9 protein-coding genes and 1 pseudogene are annotated in these 15,844 nt (G+C 52.7%); 6 read left to right on the top strand and 4 right to left on the bottom strand.

The window, feature by feature from the left end; all coding sequences use genetic code 11:
* Positions 1-56: 56 nt before the first annotated feature.
* The 3 genes from SK34_RS05230 to SK34_RS24915 all read left to right on the top strand — a co-directional run bounded on the left by SK34_RS05230 (position 57) and on the right by SK34_RS24915 (position 7,234).
* Complete coding sequence (locus SK34_RS05230) at positions 57-1,013, top strand: SinI family autotransporter-associated protein (RefSeq protein ID WP_048232533.1); 957 nt, start codon at positions 57-59, stop codon at positions 1,011-1,013.
* Positions 1,014-1,146: 133 nt separating this feature from the next.
* Positions 1,147-6,708 carry an adhesion domain-containing protein gene (locus tag SK34_RS05225; RefSeq protein WP_247751658.1) on the top strand — a complete coding sequence of 1,854 codons (5,562 nt, stop codon included), beginning with the start codon at positions 1,147-1,149 and terminating at the stop codon, positions 6,706-6,708.
* A 121-nt stretch (positions 6,709-6,829) separates the two neighbouring features.
* Positions 6,830-7,234, top strand: coding sequence for an adhesion domain-containing protein (locus SK34_RS24915; RefSeq protein WP_048232531.1), 405 nt, complete (start codon positions 6,830-6,832; stop codon positions 7,232-7,234).
* Here the strand turns inward: SK34_RS24915 and xseA are convergent.
* Positions 7,227-8,600, bottom strand: a complete 1,374-nt coding sequence (xseA, locus tag SK34_RS05215; RefSeq protein ID WP_048232529.1) for an exodeoxyribonuclease VII large subunit — start codon at positions 8,598-8,600, stop codon at positions 7,227-7,229. The genes SK34_RS24915 and xseA overlap by 8 nt on opposite strands.
* Positions 8,601-8,760: 160 nt before the next feature.
* On the opposite strand from xseA, the gene guaB reads away from it, so the two are divergent.
* The 3 genes from guaB to SK34_RS05200 all read left to right on the top strand — a co-directional run bounded on the left by guaB (position 8,761) and on the right by SK34_RS05200 (position 13,328).
* Positions 8,761-10,227 (top strand): IMP dehydrogenase, encoded by a 1,467-nt coding sequence (gene guaB, locus SK34_RS05210; protein WP_003037756.1) that lies wholly within the window; start codon positions 8,761-8,763, stop codon positions 10,225-10,227.
* 63 nt (positions 10,228-10,290) lie between these two features.
* Positions 10,291-11,868 (top strand): glutamine-hydrolyzing GMP synthase, encoded by a 1,578-nt coding sequence (guaA, locus tag SK34_RS05205; protein WP_003037760.1) that lies wholly within the window; start codon positions 10,291-10,293, stop codon positions 11,866-11,868.
* 203 nt (positions 11,869-12,071) lie between these two features.
* Positions 12,072-13,328 (top strand): tyrosine-type recombinase/integrase, encoded by a 1,257-nt coding sequence (locus SK34_RS05200; protein ID WP_048232527.1) that lies wholly within the window; start codon positions 12,072-12,074, stop codon positions 13,326-13,328.
* A gap of 240 nt (positions 13,329-13,568) precedes the next feature.
* Here the strand turns inward: SK34_RS05200 and SK34_RS05195 are convergent, their stop codons facing one another.
* The 3 genes and pseudogenes from SK34_RS05195 to SK34_RS05185 all read right to left on the bottom strand — a co-directional run bounded on the left by SK34_RS05195 (position 13,569) and on the right by SK34_RS05185 (position 15,376).
* Positions 13,569-13,934, bottom strand: coding sequence for a hypothetical protein (locus tag SK34_RS05195; RefSeq protein ID WP_053064276.1), 366 nt, complete (start codon positions 13,932-13,934; stop codon positions 13,569-13,571).
* On the bottom strand, positions 13,934-14,317 hold the full coding sequence (locus SK34_RS05190) for a hypothetical protein (protein ID WP_048232525.1): 384 nt from the start codon (positions 14,315-14,317) through the stop codon (positions 13,934-13,936). Before SK34_RS05190 ends, SK34_RS05195 begins: the two co-directional genes overlap by 1 nt.
* Positions 14,318-14,471: 154 nt before the next feature.
* Positions 14,472-15,376, bottom strand: a pseudogene (locus SK34_RS05185) (integrase domain-containing protein).
* Between the last annotated feature and the right edge of the window lie 468 nt (positions 15,377-15,844).

The raw sequence follows: 15,844 nt of genomic DNA, 5'->3' as shown, positions 1-15,844 counted from the left end.
TCAGCGTAGTGGCTGACCAGCCAGTCGCTGAATGTTGAAGAAAAAGGAGAGTCTTGATGCAATTAGTATTAAAACGGCGGCTGACGAAGGTCGCACTGGCGTTGGCTGTGGCAGGGTATTGTGCTGTGCCTGCAGTCGCGGCTAATGGGAATCTGAAAGCCGGTCAGTGGCAAAGCGCGACAGAAAGTACCGGTACTATTCAAGGGACTATCCCGTGGATTACACGGGCTGCAGATAAAACGGCGGAAACGGATAAAGCACATGTCACGGTGACGATTGACCGTGGTAGTCGAACCGTGGCAACTGAAGGTGACCGGCAGTTTCATGCGGGCGACAAAGTGACGGTCAACTGGGCTATCGGCGATACGGAAGGTGACCTGGATGCGGATAACACGGCGACCAAAGCGACTGTGCAGTGGATGAGCTATAGCGATCAGAATGGCGGCGATGCACAAGAGATAGGTACAAAAGGCAGCGACACCTATGAAATTCAGGCTGCGGATGCCGATCGCTACATCGGTATTAAAATTACGCCTACCACAACTACCGGCGATCCGAATGTTGCCACAGAATTGCTGCTAAACGATCTGTCGACCAACGCTGGCGGTGGTTCTGACGATGATGACATTCCGGAAGGTCCGGTGGTCGATGAAAATGTCCACGTCGTCATCTACGAGGCGGGTACAACAACCAATCTGTTGGGCATGGCGACTAAACTCAAAACCAATACCACTTATAAAGTGCTGCTGTGGAAAGATAAAAACGCCAGTCGCTCTTACGATGCAGGTGAAGAAGTTACCAGTGATTACAACTACCGCTGGAAATTCACCGGTAACAGTCTGCAGTTGGGCACTGTGGGTGGGATTGTCAACGCTACCTACAACAATAGCGATCTGGTTATTCCGCTTACCAACGCCGAAGCGAAGGCTGCCTTCGATTATGCCGATGGCGTTACCCTCGGCAACGATGGCGTCCAGGGATATGGCTTGTCTATCGACTACCAACGTAAATAAAACCGTGCAAGACCGCTTCCTTAGGGAGCGGTTTTTCCGCGCCCTTTGTTTAGCTCGGGGTTAAGCAAAGTGTGTTGAAACGCGAACACAGAATAAATGGGTAGTGACTGCTCAAGGATGGGGGATCTGGCAGGTGAATAAAGTTTATCGCTCTTTACTGGCGTTAGCTCTGTTAATGGGTGCAGTGCCGGTACTTTCTGCACTAAAAAGTGGGGCATGGCAGGAGTTGCGCACAGCTACGGATGCGATAAACGGCACCCCGCCGACGGCGGACAGCGCGTTCGTTCCGGTTTATCAGGGCAGCGTTGTCCTCTCTCCCGGTGAAGCGCACGCTGTGGCCTTCAGCGCGATGCCCCGCGACTTCAGCGTTGACGATTCAGCCAGCGCACTGCAGCTGGCTAATCCGCTCGATACCGAGGGCGATCTGTTCGCCATACCGCCGCTGCGCTGGGAAAGCGAACAGACGCCCGCTATCAGTTTAGTCTGGGCAGATGCCGCCACACCGGATGAACCGCTTAACCCACAGCCAGTCGCCAATAAAACGTTCTGTGCGCAGAATATGGCCGGCGGGCATTACGTGGTCTGGCCACAACTGGAAGATAGCAGCGCGCTACCCGCGCTTTACCTCATTACGTCGACGGGAACACCGCACAGCAATACGGTTGCTTTAACCGAACAAAAAGTGGCGATTGACGTAGCTACCGCCGTGGGCGAGCCACTGTCACTCAGCGCCGTGCCGATGGACGATACGTTAAAAGCAGCCAAGGTTAAAGCAGGGGAAAGTATCACGCTGACCGTTACCACCCGCGATTGCGCCGGTAACGTGGTGGGCAATACCGCATTTATTATTACCCGCAGCGATGCGCTTAACCGCCAGAACATCGTCAATAATAATGCACCGGTACACGTTGGTGATACGGAACTGACCACCACGGCGACGGAATACCACGGTGTTACGGGCGCTGACGGCAAAGCGATAGTGACCGTCACCCAGGCAAACGGCCCCGGCGTAAAAACTACCCTGACGGTGATGCCGGCAAACAATACGGCGCTAAAAGACAGCGTCGATGTCATTTTCACCACCCTGACCAGCCCGGACAGCGACAAAGCGGCGATGTGGGGGCATATGGAAGAAAGCGCTACGGCAAACGTCGATGGCGTCATCTATACCTTCACGCGTCCAAAACTGGCGGCGGAAACCAGTGGCACTAGTGCTACTTTTGCTGCCAGCAATGAAAGCTGGGCGCAGTTTACCTGGGATAGCGCGGATAACCACTGTGCCATTTTGCCGGATGCCGAACAGCTGGTGGCGCTGCGGGCCGCCCACAGCACCGCGGCGGCCTATCCCGGTTGGCCAATTGATACCTACTGGTCGTCCACGAAAGATCAGCTCGATATTTATCACTACGCTACCAGTATGGGGAGTGGGGCGGTGATACGAGAAAGCAACAGTACGGCTTTACTTGTGAGCTGCGTGGATAAAGCGCTACCTTTAGCGTATCCACAAATCACGCTTTCTCCCGATGCGCCATACAAGGCGGAAGTCGGTGAGACGATTGATGTGATAGCCAGCGTGGTTGACCGGAATACCAATAAACCGTTGCCTTATCGCTATCTTGAACTGTTTGTCGACCCCGCCTCTAACCGTAAAGGGGAGCATAAAGATGAGTGGGATAATCTGCGGGTCGTTGTCCGTAGTGATGATATGCGTGCATCGTCCCCGGAACACTATACCGGGGTAACGGACGCGAACGGTCAGGTACATTTGTCGTTAAGTCATGACAGTGGGGTAGGGGTAGAAACGCCGATCCGCATTGTGATGGCGGATGATGAAGGCGCAAGCATCACGTTCCCCTTTAATGTGATTTTTACGGTGATAACCAGCCCGGACGTTGACGGGGCGAATATGTATGGCCATATGCAACGGGGTATTGTGGAGAAGGGTAATCTCTACAAGCGTCCGCTATTGGCGTCCGAAACAAGTCATAAAACCGGTCAGCAAAGTGAAAATAGCGAAGAATGGGCCACCTTCGATTCTCTGATCTCTGCCACGAATCAGTGCGGCGCAGGTCAGGTCCCCGACACGGGTTCTCTTGAAACGCTCTACAGCGCACATCCTGATAATAAAATCCTGACAGAACACGGCTGGCCGACGGCGTCTGATGCTTATATGGCCGATGATGCCACGCAGATGGCGTACTTTAATCTGGACGATGGTAGCAAGGGGGTCGGTGGCTCAGCCCACTATTTGACCTGTTCGGCGAATGAGATGGTGTCCCAACTGGAGGTTTATTTCAATGATGATACTTCGTTGCGGTTGCCCGTAGCCAAAACAGGCGATCAAATCAAAATGAACGTCCATTCACAAAATGCGTTGAACGGAGCAACGATAGCGAATGTGAAGTTTTCAGTCACCATGGGGCTCGGCAAAAATCGCAGCGGGATGACCACCGGCTTTACTGACCCAAGTCAGGGGGAATTGCTATTTGACAGCGTTGCCTATGGCGCGGGTACATCTTCAATGACGTATGAGGGGATGACGGATGCGAACGGTGACGCGCAAATTATTCTTGAGCAGCCACGCGGCGTGGGGTTAATCACACAGCTAAGCGTAGTACCGATTGATTCACTGCTGAACTCGCCTATCTCGCGTAGCGTGAAGTTTACCGTTCCGACAAGCCCGGATACGCCAAAAGCCCATATGTGGGGGCATATGGCGGACGTCATAACCGTGGATAATCTCACGTTTGAACGCCCGAAACTGGCGGCAGAGTCAGGGGCAACCCGAACCCAGGATGAAGCGAATGAAACCTGGGCTCGCCTCACACATGCCGATGCGCTGGGAAATACCGCAGCCGGGGGATGTGCGCTTAATCGTCTGCCACGTATCGACCAGCTTACCACTTTGTACAATGCCAACAATGACGGCGAGATACATACGGTTGCCGGATGGCCTGTGGGGCTGGGCTACTGGTCCGTCACGTACGCCAGCCAGTCCAGCTGGCAACAGATATCGTTGTCGGGTGGAGAGGTGACGGCGGGGGGCGATGTTTCGGATTACGTCAGTTGCCTGACCAGCGATAACCCGGCGGCGGCGTCCATCACCATTGAACCGGTGGATGCGTCGCAGTGGTATGACAACAACGTTAATAGTGTACATGCGGTAAGAGTGAAGAAAGGCGAGACGCTACAACTGAAGGTCACGGTGAAAGACGCCAATGGAAACCCTGTGCCGCAAGCGCCTTTTGTCATGAGCCGTGGTGATGGTTTTACCCGACAGAATGTTAAACATGCCGCTGGCAGCGGTGATGGTATTGTGTCGCCGGTGGTCATTGACGGCGAATCTGTTAACGACACGGCGACGAAAATCGGCGGCCTGACGGGCGTGGACGGCAGCAAAATCATCAATGTGACCCGCCCGGATACGCATGGCACTAAAGTGGCGATAACGGCGGCGCTGTACGGCAATGCCAGCGTGAGTGCCAGCCTCGACACCATCTTTACGGTGGTCACCAGCCCCGACTCGGACAAGGCGACGCTGTGGGGGCATATGACGGACACGCTGACGGCGGCAGACGGTACGAGCTACCACCGGCCGCTGCTGTACGCGGAGCTGAGTAATACCCTCAATGTGATGAGTTATACGGAAGATAACGAGGCGTGGTCCCGGTTTTACGGCCCTGATGGCCGCAAAAACAATGCGGAGATGTGCGCGGCCGGGTATTACCCTGCCATCGACGCTCTGGACGCGCTTTATCGCCAATACCCGGACAGAAGCATCAAGACGGCACAGGGCTGGCCGATAGACTACTCCTACTGGAGTGGTAGCTATGTGAGTAAGTTTTCTTCTGAAGCGCCCATCGATTTTTATGTCGTCGATCTGGATGATGGCAGCCATCATTCGGTGTCGGCGACGGATACCAGCGCCATGCAGTACCAGATTTGTACGAGTACGGGGGCAGCACAGGCAACGATGATCGCGCTGACCTCAACGGTGGCAATAGACAAAACCGCGCAGGCGGTGAAAGTGAAGACGGGTGAAAGAGTGCCGTTAACGATCACCACCACGGATGCTGCCGGTAACCCGGTAGGGAACGCTGTGTTTACCCTGACGCGAGACCGAGGTTCGATACGCGGCAGCAGTGCGCTTACTTCCTGGACCATACCAACCATGGAGCTGGTGCTGACCGGACAGGCGCCGCAGACCTGGCTTTATAACGGCACCTATTATGGGGTCACCGGCTCGGACGGCACGCTGTCTCTTGATGTAGGTGAAGATACAGGGCCGGGGTTGAAAACGGTGTTGAACGCCAGCTTGTATAAAACCCCAGCGGCAACCTCGTCGCTGTCGACAGTGTTTACCGTACTCACCAGTCCAGACAGCAGTAAAGCCCAGATGTGGGGGCATATGCCGGAGACCTTCACCGCCAGCAACGGCGCGGAATTTATGCGCCCAAGGCTGAGGTATGAGCTGAACTCAACCACGGATACGGAGTCGGTCATACAAAACAATGAAATGTGGTACACGGTGAAAAATGTGAATAGCGGGCGCGGGGCCTGCACGATGAACCAAATGCCGACGGCGGCAGATTTAACGTCGCTGTATAACGATCACCCGGATAGCGCATTAACCGCTGATTACGGTCTTCCGATGATCGCCTCGTATGGGTGGTGGGCGGGTGATAAGACGCTAAGCGGGCAAACGTCTTTATATCAAAACATTAATTTTCGTAATGGTGTCATGAACACAACGACATCTTCGTCCCCGACCAACGTAACGCAGTTGTGTCTGACGGCAAAACGTGAGTATGCCATTACGCTTGACTCCTCCACTCTATGGAATGAGACGTACGCAAGCTTCATGAGTAAGAAAGGTGAAACGTTACCGCTAACCGTTAGCGTAAAAAATGCTGCCGGCATCCCACAGGCCAATACCGTGGTGGTGGTGGGGCGTTCTTCATCGACCACGCGCGCCAGTACGGTGATAACAAACAACTCGGCTTACATGACCTTGACGCCCGTTACGCCTGAGGGGAGTGCGACGAGTTTCAATTCCGGTTCGTCGAAATGGTATGGGATGACGGATACCGACGGTAAGGTGCAATTAACCTTAGCGCAGGACAATTCGAGCGGCCTGAAAACGACGATAACCGCCACGGTGGAGGGAGACAGTTTAGCTACGGTGAGTAAAAACGTAATCTTTTCCGTTCTCACCAGCCCGGACAGCGATAAGGCTGCCATGTGGGGCCATATGCCGGAAACGGTGACGAACAGCGCTGGCGTCACATTCCATCGCCCTTATCTTGCTGCGGAGACGTCGGGTTATACTTCCAGCGTTGCCAGTAGCAATGAACGCTGGCCGTTGAGGTTGCAATCTACCACGCTGACGACCGGGAAGTCCGACTGTGATGAGGCGTATCAGCCTTTATTAAGCGATCTGCAAACATTGTATGCAGATAATCCCAGCGGAGTGTTGTTTGAACGTTATGGTTGGCCGGTGAATGAAAAATGGTTCTGGTTTGCGGTAGATCGCGCGGCGAATACCGGGAACTATCAGTCTATGCGGCTGGATGTGGGGAACGTATCGTCAAGCAGTTCTGCGAGTAATACAGGGGCACAGGTTTGCCTGGTCGACCCGCATTCACCGGTACCTGCGACGATTGAACTGACTTCCAGTATTGCCCTCGATAGGTAAGCGATGCGGTGAAAGTCAAAAAAGGCGAAGAGATCCCGCTCACCGTCACCATGAAAGACAGCAGCGGCAATCCGTCTGCGAAACCAGCAGCGATGGCGTAGTCTTTAAGCGACCACTGTTGATGAATGAAGCGCCGTCGCATGATAACACCTTTGGTCCTATCGCTATGGGTGATGAAATCTGGACGCTGTTTAACCATGACGGTGCGGGGCTGGCGAGTAAATCGGGTTGCCCCGAAAACTATCAGCCGACATTGAGTGAGTTGCAAAAGCTGTATAGTAACTACCCTGGCGGTCAGATAGGGGAACGGTTTGGCTGGCCGAATGATCGCTCTAATTTTTCTTGGTGGGTTTCCGACCGAGTGGGCAAGAATTACCAGACCATCAATCTTACCAGCGGCTATGTGAATGCAACGAAAACGGCAAGCGATAATCAGGCACCTGGCGAACCAGCACGTTTCCACTGCGATGATGACGCTATCTCCCCCGCGATAGAACGAATAGACAGACGGCAGCGGGCTACTTAGCTTTTGGCTGGCGCTTTTTCCCGGCAGCCGTTACCGTTTTTATCTCGCTTTCCACCCAGCCGTCGTTCAGTCGGGTGGTGAGCAGGTCGCCGGGTCTGGCCTGTTTGGTTTTCTTTAGCACTGTGCCATCGCTTGTTGTCGTGACGCTATAGCCGCGCGCTAACGTTGCCAGCGGGCTGACGGCTTCCAGATGGGTGACCGCGTTGCCGAAACGCTCGCGCTGCTCGCTTAGCCGCGCGCGAATATTTTCCGCCAGCCGATATTCCAGTTGCTGAATACGTGTTTGCGCGCGGTGGATACGCGGCTGTGGGTTTTGCTGGTTCAGCCGCTGCAGCATGCGCTGCTGACGCTGATTGGCCTGTTTAATTTTATTCTCAAGTGCGAAGTTCATTCTCTGACGCAGTCGTTCCAGCACGGTCTGCTGGCGGGCCAGACGCAGCTGCGGATGCTGCTGTTGCAAGCGGTGATTAAGCTGGGTAAATCGGCGAGTTCGGTTGGCGAGATAGTAATCCATCGCCATTTCCAGACGTTGCTGACCATGCTGAATTTGACGCAGCAGTTCGAGCTGATTGCGGCTGACAATTTCTGCAGCCGCCGACGGCGTTGGCGCGCGCAGATCGCCGACGAAGTCAGCGATGGTCACATCGGTTTCATGGCCGACGGCACTCACCACCGGAATGCGGCTGGCAAATATCGCCCGTGCTACGCGCTCGTCGTTAAAGCTCCACAAATCTTCCAGCGAGCCGCCGCCGCGCCCGACGATTAATACGTCACACTCGCCACGGGCGTTTGCCAGCTCAATTGCGCGCACAATCTGCCCCGGCGCATCGTCGCCCTGGACAGCGGTTGGATAGATAATAACGGGCAGGGAAGGGTCGCGGCGTTTCAATACGTGGAGAATATCGTGTAGCGCTGCCCCGGTTTTCGAGGTTATCACCCCGACGCAGTGGGCCGGTGAGGGCAGCGTTTTTTTGAACTGCTGATCGAACAGCCCTTCAGCCTGCAGTTTGGCCTTCAGTTGCTCATACTTCTGTTGCAACAGACCTTCACCCGCAGGCTGCATGCTCTCAACAATTATCTGGTAGTCCCCACGCGGCTCATACAATGTAATGTTGGCGCGCACCAGCACCTGTTGCCCGTGCTGCGGGCGGAACGTTACCCGGCGGTTGCTGTTGCGAAACATCGCGCAGCGAACCTGAGCGGTGTCATCTTTGAGCGTGAAGTACCAGTGACCGGAGGACGGCTGAGTGAAATTGGAGATTTCACCGCTGATCCACACTTGCCCCATTTCCTGCTCAAGCAGCAAACGAACCGTCTGATTCAGGCGGCTTACGGTAAAAATTGAGGTGGTCTGAGAGGATAACATGTGAGCGGGATCAAATTCTAAATCAGCAGGTTATTCAGTCGAAAGTAACATGCTCACAGAGGAGCGCAAGGTTTTTTTGCAAAAAAGTGTGGATGCAATCGGTTACGCTCTGTATAATGCCGCGGCAATATTTAATAACCTCCCAGGTGAGATATTGCCCATGCTACGTATCGCAAAAGAAGCCCTGACGTTTGACGACGTCCTCCTCGTTCCCGCTCATTCTACCGTTCTGCCGAATACTGCTGACCTCAGCACCCAGTTGACGAAAACCATTCGCCTGAACATTCCTATGCTCTCCGCAGCAATGGACACCGTGACGGAAGCGCGCCTGGCAATTGCCCTGGCCCAGGAAGGCGGCATCGGTTTTATCCACAAAAACATGTCCATCGAGCGCCAGGCTGAAGAAGTTCGCCGCGTGAAAAAACACGAATCTGGCGTGGTAACTGACCCACAGACCGTACTGCCAACCACTACTCTGCGCGAAGTGAAAGAACTGACCGAGCGTAACGGCTTTGCAGGCTACCCGGTGGTGACTGAAGATAACGAACTGGTCGGTATCATCACCGGCCGTGACGTGCGTTTTGTGACTGACCTGAACCAGCCGGTTAGCGTATATATGACGCCAAAAGAGCGTCTGGTGACCGTTCGTGAAGGCGAAGCGCGCGATGTCGTTTTCGCCAAAATGCACGAAAAACGCGTTGAGAAAGCGCTGGTTGTTGATGACAGCTTCCATCTGCTCGGTATGATCACCGTTAAAGATTTCCAGAAAGCTGAACGTAAACCTAACGCCTGTAAAGACGAGCATGGTCGTCTGCGCGTGGGCGCTGCGGTTGGCGCGGGCGCAGGTAACGAAGAGCGTGTTGACGCGCTGGTTGCCGCGGGCGTTGACGTACTGCTGATTGACTCCTCTCACGGCCACTCTGAAGGCGTACTGCAGCGTATTCGTGAAACTCGCGCTAAATATCCTGATCTGCAGATTATCGGCGGTAACGTTGCTACGGGCGCAGGTGCTCGCGCGTTGGCTGAAGCTGGCTGCAGCGCTGTTAAAGTGGGTATTGGCCCTGGCTCCATCTGTACTACCCGTATCGTGACCGGCGTCGGTGTTCCGCAGATCACCGCCGTTTCTGATGCCGTTGAAGCGCTGGAAGGCACCGGTATTCCGGTTATCGCCGATGGCGGTATTCGTTTCTCCGGCGACATCGCTAAAGCGATTGCTGCTGGTGCTGCCGCAGTGATGGTTGGTTCCATGCTGGCGGGTACTGAAGAATCCCCGGGCGAAATCGAACTGTACCAGGGCCGTTCTTACAAATCTTACCGCGGTATGGGTTCTCTGGGCGCGATGTCCAAAGGGTCTTCTGACCGTTACTTCCAGAGCGATAACGCCGCTGACAAACTGGTCCCGGAAGGTATCGAAGGCCGCGTAGCCTATAAAGGCCGCCTGAAAGAGATCATTCACCAGCAGATGGGCGGCCTGCGCTCCTGTATGGGGCTGACCGGCTGTGGTACTATCGACGCGCTGCGAACGAAAGCAGAGTTTGTACGCATCAGCGGTGCGGGTATTCAGGAAAGTCACGTTCACGATGTGACCATCACCAAAGAGTCCCCTAACTACCGCATGGGCTCCTGATAAGTTTCCGCGCCCGGCTATATGCCGGGCGAATTTGTTTCACTTGCCTCGGAATTAGCGTCAATGACAGACAATATTCATAAACATCGCATTCTCATCCTCGATTTTGGCTCGCAGTACACTCAGCTGGTTGCACGTCGCGTACGTGAACTGGGCGTCTACTGTGAACTGTGGGCATGGGATGTTACGGAAGCACAAATTCGCGAATTCAACCCAAGCGGTATTATTCTTTCCGGTGGCCCGGAAAGTACCACTGAAGAAAACAGCCCGCGTGCGCCGGAATACGTTTTCAATGCGGGCGTGCCGGTGTTCGGCGTGTGCTACGGCATGCAGACCATGGCAATGCAGCTCGGTGGTCATGTTGAAGGTTCTAACGAACGTGAATTTGGCTATGCGCAGGTTGAAGTTCAGACCGACAGCGCGCTTGTCCGCGGTATTGAAGACTCCCTGACCGCAGACGGCAAACCGTTGCTGGATGTGTGGATGAGCCACGGCGACAAAGTGACTGCCATTCCGGAAGGTTTCGTGACTGTTGCCAGCACCGACAGCTGCCCGTTTGCTATCATGGCGCACGAAGAAAAACGCTTCTACGGCGTGCAGTTCCACCCGGAAGTTACCCACACCCGTCAGGGCATGCGCATGCTGGAGCGTTTTGTGCGCGATATCTGCCAGTGTGAAGCGCTGTGGACGCCGGCAAAAATTATCGATGACGCCGTTGCCCGCATTCGTGAGCAGGTTGGCAATGACAAAGTTATCCTCGGTCTGTCCGGTGGCGTTGACTCCTCTGTGACTGCGATGCTGTTGCACCGTGCGATCGGTAAAAACCTGACCTGCGTGTTCGTCGACAACGGTCTGCTGCGCCTGAACGAAGCCCAGCAGGTAATGGATATGTTTGGTGACCATTTCGGCCTGAACATTGTTCATGTTGAAGGCGAACAGCGTTTCCTCGACGCGCTGAAAGGCGAGAACGACCCGGAAGCGAAACGTAAGATCATCGGCCGCGTATTCGTTGAAGTGTTCGACGAAGAAGCGCTGAAGCTGGAAGACGTTAAGTGGCTGGCACAGGGAACTATCTATCCGGACGTGATCGAATCCGCGGCATCTGCCACCGGTAAAGCGCACGTTATCAAATCTCACCACAACGTGGGCGGTTTGCCGAAAGAGATGAAGATGGGGCTGGTTGAGCCGCTGCGTGAGCTGTTCAAAGACGAAGTGCGTAAGATTGGTCTGGAGCTGGGCCTGCCGTACGACATGCTGTACCGTCATCCGTTCCCGGGACCGGGGCTGGGCGTACGTGTGCTTGGCGAAGTGAAGAAAGAGTACTGCGACCTGCTGCGTCGCGCGGATGCTATCTTCATTGAAGAACTGCACAAAGCTGACCTGTACAACAAAGTCAGCCAGGCATTCACCGTGTTCCTGCCGGTACGTTCCGTTGGCGTCATGGGCGATGGCCGTAAGTACGACTGGGTTGTTTCCCTGCGTGCAGTAGAAACCATCGACTTTATGACCGCGCACTGGGCGCACCTGCCGTATGATTTCTTAGGCCGCGTCTCTAACCGCATCATTAACGAAGTGAACGGCATTTCCCGCGTTGTGTATGATATCAGCGGTAAGCCACCGGCTACCATTGAGTGGGAATAAGCCGATAACCCTTCCTGAGTTTTCATGAACAGGTAAAACTGCAATCAACCCTCTGTTTTTACAGAGGGTTTTTATTTATGTGCATTCATGTTTCCTCACTCCAGTTCACACTTTTTAGCGGTATTTCTCACGGTATCGCCTTAGAGGTGTATTCTTCTCTCTGTCTGATACCGTTGTAAAAATGATGCCAAAATGGTGATTTTATGCTGACTGATATCAAACTGAAAAACCTCAAGCCAAAGGACAAACTTTATAAAGTTACTGACCGGGATGGTTTGTATGTTGCAGTGCTGACGTCAGGCACAGTCTCGTTTCGCTACGATTACAGCATCAACGGAAGACGAGAAACACTGACATTAGGAAAGTATGGTAATGACGGTATTTCTCTGGCTGAAGCAAGGGAAAAACTCCATACCGCGAAAAAGCTGCTCAAGTCAGGCATATCGCCTGCTGTAGACAAGCGTTACGGTAAAAATAAGCTCCGGGAGAGTGAGACGCTGACGGTATATACCGACAATTACATGAAGCATGTAACACTGGCGGACAGTACCAGAGCGATGAAAGAAGCCGTTATTGAGCGAGATATCCTGCCTGTGCTGGGCAACAAATTAATGACCGAAATTACTACGGCAATGGTGCGCGACCTTTGCGATCGGATAATAGATCGAGGAGGTAATGCAACAGCGGTACAGGTTCGCGAGATAATCAGCAGTGTCTATCGTTATGCAAATGATCGAGGGCACAGTTTTTCTAATCCGGCTCAGGATATTAAAGCTAGTTCTATCGCAACGTTCACTCCCAGGCTCAGAAGCCTTTCCCCACGAGAAGTTGGCATTTTCTTCAATACACTGGATTCCGTTGCAGGGATGCCAACGCTCAAACTGGCGTTGAAGATTATATTTCTGACAATGGTACGTAAAAGCGAGTTCACTTTAGCGACTTGGGATGAGGTTGATTTCAAAACCAACGAGTGGACCATTCCTGCTGGCCGTATGAAAGGAGGCCGGACTCATGTCATCTATCTTTCGCGCCAGGTTAATGATTTGCTGATAGGCCTGAAAATGTGTGCCGGAGGAAGTCCTTACTTACTTGCAGGGCGCTATAACATCAACAAACCACTGTCTAATGCAGCCCTGAACGGCGTTATCACTACAACCGTAAAAGTGGCACAGTCGCAAGGGAAGGAGCTGGAGCACTTTACTGTCCATGACATGCGGCGGACGGCTAGCACGTTATTGCATGAGGCAGGGTATCCATCAGACTGGATAGAAAAATGCCTCGCGCATGAGCAAAAAGGGGTGAGGGCAATTTACAACAAGGCCGAGTACGCGCGACCGCGAGCTTACATGTTGCAGCAGTGGGCGAATATGGTTGATGGTTGGATTGCTGGAACAACAGCGACGCTCACTCCGTTTTCACCGAGGAAGTATGAGGAGTGGTTGGACCTGGGAAAGCAGTGAAGACTTATCCATCCTCATTCAGAATTTAAACGGCCAGTTGTTACATCGACATCTAACGAAATTAGAAAATTCATGAGAAGAACGTCTACTACTCTTTAATCAGAACGAATGAGGTTATATTATTTTAAACTGGTTGATTGAGTCGTCTATTATATTAAATAGCATGCAGAACGCTTCTTTATCATAATAACCTATACCTAATGTATAGGTTGTTATGGAAAGGTTTAGTTATGTTAATCGTCAGGGCAGGTTATTTCTTTTGCCAAAAGCGTAGCCAAGTGCTAGTGTGAGGATTGGCGTGAATATTGACCAGATATCTTTCAGGTCTGAAATGATATTTATTTTTTCTGGTGTGTTTTTATCTAGTGAAAAATAGAGGTAAACAAATAGCATGATAATGCTAAATAACGCCCCTAATAGAAAACAATATTTTAATGTTGCCCATATAAATGAATCTTTTGCATGTTCACCTGTACCTATTTGTGATGCAATACTTCCGGTTAAGCTTTCTTGGGGAATAGGACCACTGCGAATACTTGGTCTACTTGTCGCTCTTCCAATATCATCTAAGGATTGCTGTAAGTTTGATATGGTTGTGTTAGTCATCACTCATCCTCATAGATGGAAAAAGTGATAGTAAATAATGCTCTTCCTGGGCCTTGTTTGTAAATGATTGCCGTCCATGAAATATATATTCTTCGACCATTATCCATTGCAACTTCTATCGGCCTAATAAATCCATTTTGAGTTCGGAAAGTACTTTCATAGGATTTACATTCATATAGAAAGGTAACATTGTTATCATTGACATTAGCCGTTATCCGATCGCTGGATGAACCTGTGTCGGGAGAGTTAACTATCCGAATGAACATGTTCAATCCATTGTATGTGATTTTTAACCCTTCATCATTTTGGTTATCATAATGCTCGTAGTGAAATACTCCAGTATCTACAAGTTTTTTCCCATTTGCGCTGACCTCAACTACCATTTATAACCTCTAATGATCCTGAATATAGTCTAATGCTAAGTAATTAATTCTTTACACATGATGAGTCGATTTAGGCACAAATTGTTCACATAAAATGCTGTTCATAAAATATGATGTTTAACAAGTTCCAATTATTTTGATCTAAGCTATTTGTCTACTTTCCGTATACCTGTTCAATATACCTCCCCCGCCCATCCCCATGTCCCAGATCCGTTGAAGTCACCGCCAGCGCCTCCTTATGGCTCAGTCCCTGCTCCTCGTAATAGCGGATCGCGTCCTGCGCCCAGGCATAGCGCAGGGAATGGGGAGAGTATTCGCCGGTCAGTCCGGCATCGCGGAGATGGTTGTGCCAGTAGTCCATTGCGGATTTCAGATCCGGCTTGTCAATCAGATGCCCGTCACGCTCCCCGGCAATATTCAACGCCTCTTTCACAGCCTGACGGACAGCCTCCCGATTAATCACCTGTGTCATGCGCGGTCGTCCGCCTTTGGTGCCAAAGATCACCGACAGACGTTCAGCCCCTTTTTCCAGCTGTTTGTCCCAGGTTTTCAGCGACTGGCAGCACTGTACCGCTTCCTGACTACGCAGGCCCATCACCCGCGCCAGTTGCAGGCTGACCGCGAGGCCAGCGTCGGTTTGCCGGACCCGCTCCAGTACCTGCTGGTAAAGCGCATCCGGAATGGCCCGGTGCGTCCCGTCACGACTGGCACCACTGATACCAAGTAATTTGTTGCTGATTAATTCGGACTGACTGAGCTGTGTGCGTCCGGCTTCAGCCAGAATAGAACGCACCATCGCCATTTCATTCTGTAAGGTTCGCGGGGAAATACCCTGCGCCAGCCGTTCATGAATATATCCCGCGATGTGTCTGGCTTTGAGCTGGCTGGTGCTGGTGACCTGAACATTCTGCGCCAGCAAATGACGGGCAAAACGCTGCGCCATCTGTTCGCGGTCATGGACGGTTTTGTGGCTGCCATCTGTTCGCGGTCATGGACGGTTTTGTGGCTGCCTCCTGCGCGGTGCGCCAGTTTTTTCATATCCTGTGCCAGTCGCGACATGCTGACTCCTCCGCCTGATGCGGTAGCAATATTTTCCGGCGCGTGGGGAATGCACGGCACTGAACATTGCGCCATGCTGAACAATACCGGTGCGCCGGAAGGCGAGAGTTGAGGTATGGTGGGGTACGGTACTGCACGGTGTGCAGGCCGCCTGCCTCAGCAGGGATGCCCCCGGATCGTCGTGATCCGCCTCCGGTACTGTTCATTCCTCCTTGTTATCTTTTTGACGCAGAAATGATGGCGTCAGAAGGTAAATACAACGATAAGCCTGATAAGACGGCGGCTGGCGTAGCGGTGTGCGTCGGCGTCACTTTGTTTTGCTTCGCCTCCAAAGTGACGCGCCGCCGTTTCAGGCAACCTGTTTACTGGCGCAGAGATACGCTCCGTCTAAAGACGCGGTACCAACCTGCCTCTTGCTGGCACAGGTTATAGCAGCAACAACGACCGGACTGCGTCAGAGACGCCCCC

The organism is Citrobacter sp. MGH104 (assembly GCF_001034485.1).
Taxonomy (GTDB): domain Bacteria; phylum Pseudomonadota; class Gammaproteobacteria; order Enterobacterales; family Enterobacteriaceae; genus Citrobacter; species Citrobacter freundii.
The sequence above is the reverse complement of the archived record's forward strand: the minus strand, read 5'-3'. Positions and strand labels throughout refer to the sequence as shown.

Excerpts from the sequence above, each read along its gene's own strand:
- SK34_RS05190 (WP_048232525.1), bottom strand. The coding sequence starts at position 14,317 with ATGGTAGTTGAGGTCAGCGCAAATGGGAAAAAACTTGTAGATACTGGA.
- guaA (WP_003037760.1), top strand. The coding sequence starts at position 10,291 with ATGACAGACAATATTCATAAACATCGCATTCTCATCCTCGATTTTGGC.
- SK34_RS24915 (WP_048232531.1), top strand. The coding sequence starts at position 6,830 with ATGAATGAAGCGCCGTCGCATGATAACACCTTTGGTCCTATCGCTATG.
- guaB (WP_003037756.1), top strand. The coding sequence starts at position 8,761 with ATGCTACGTATCGCAAAAGAAGCCCTGACGTTTGACGACGTCCTCCTC.
- SK34_RS05230 (WP_048232533.1), top strand. The coding sequence starts at position 57 with ATGCAATTAGTATTAAAACGGCGGCTGACGAAGGTCGCACTGGCGTTG.
- SK34_RS05200 (WP_048232527.1), top strand. The coding sequence starts at position 12,072 with ATGCTGACTGATATCAAACTGAAAAACCTCAAGCCAAAGGACAAACTT.
- xseA (WP_048232529.1), bottom strand. The coding sequence starts at position 8,600 with ATGTTATCCTCTCAGACCACCTCAATTTTTACCGTAAGCCGCCTGAAT.
- SK34_RS05195 (WP_053064276.1), bottom strand. The coding sequence starts at position 13,934 with ATGACTAACACAACCATATCAAACTTACAGCAATCCTTAGATGATATT.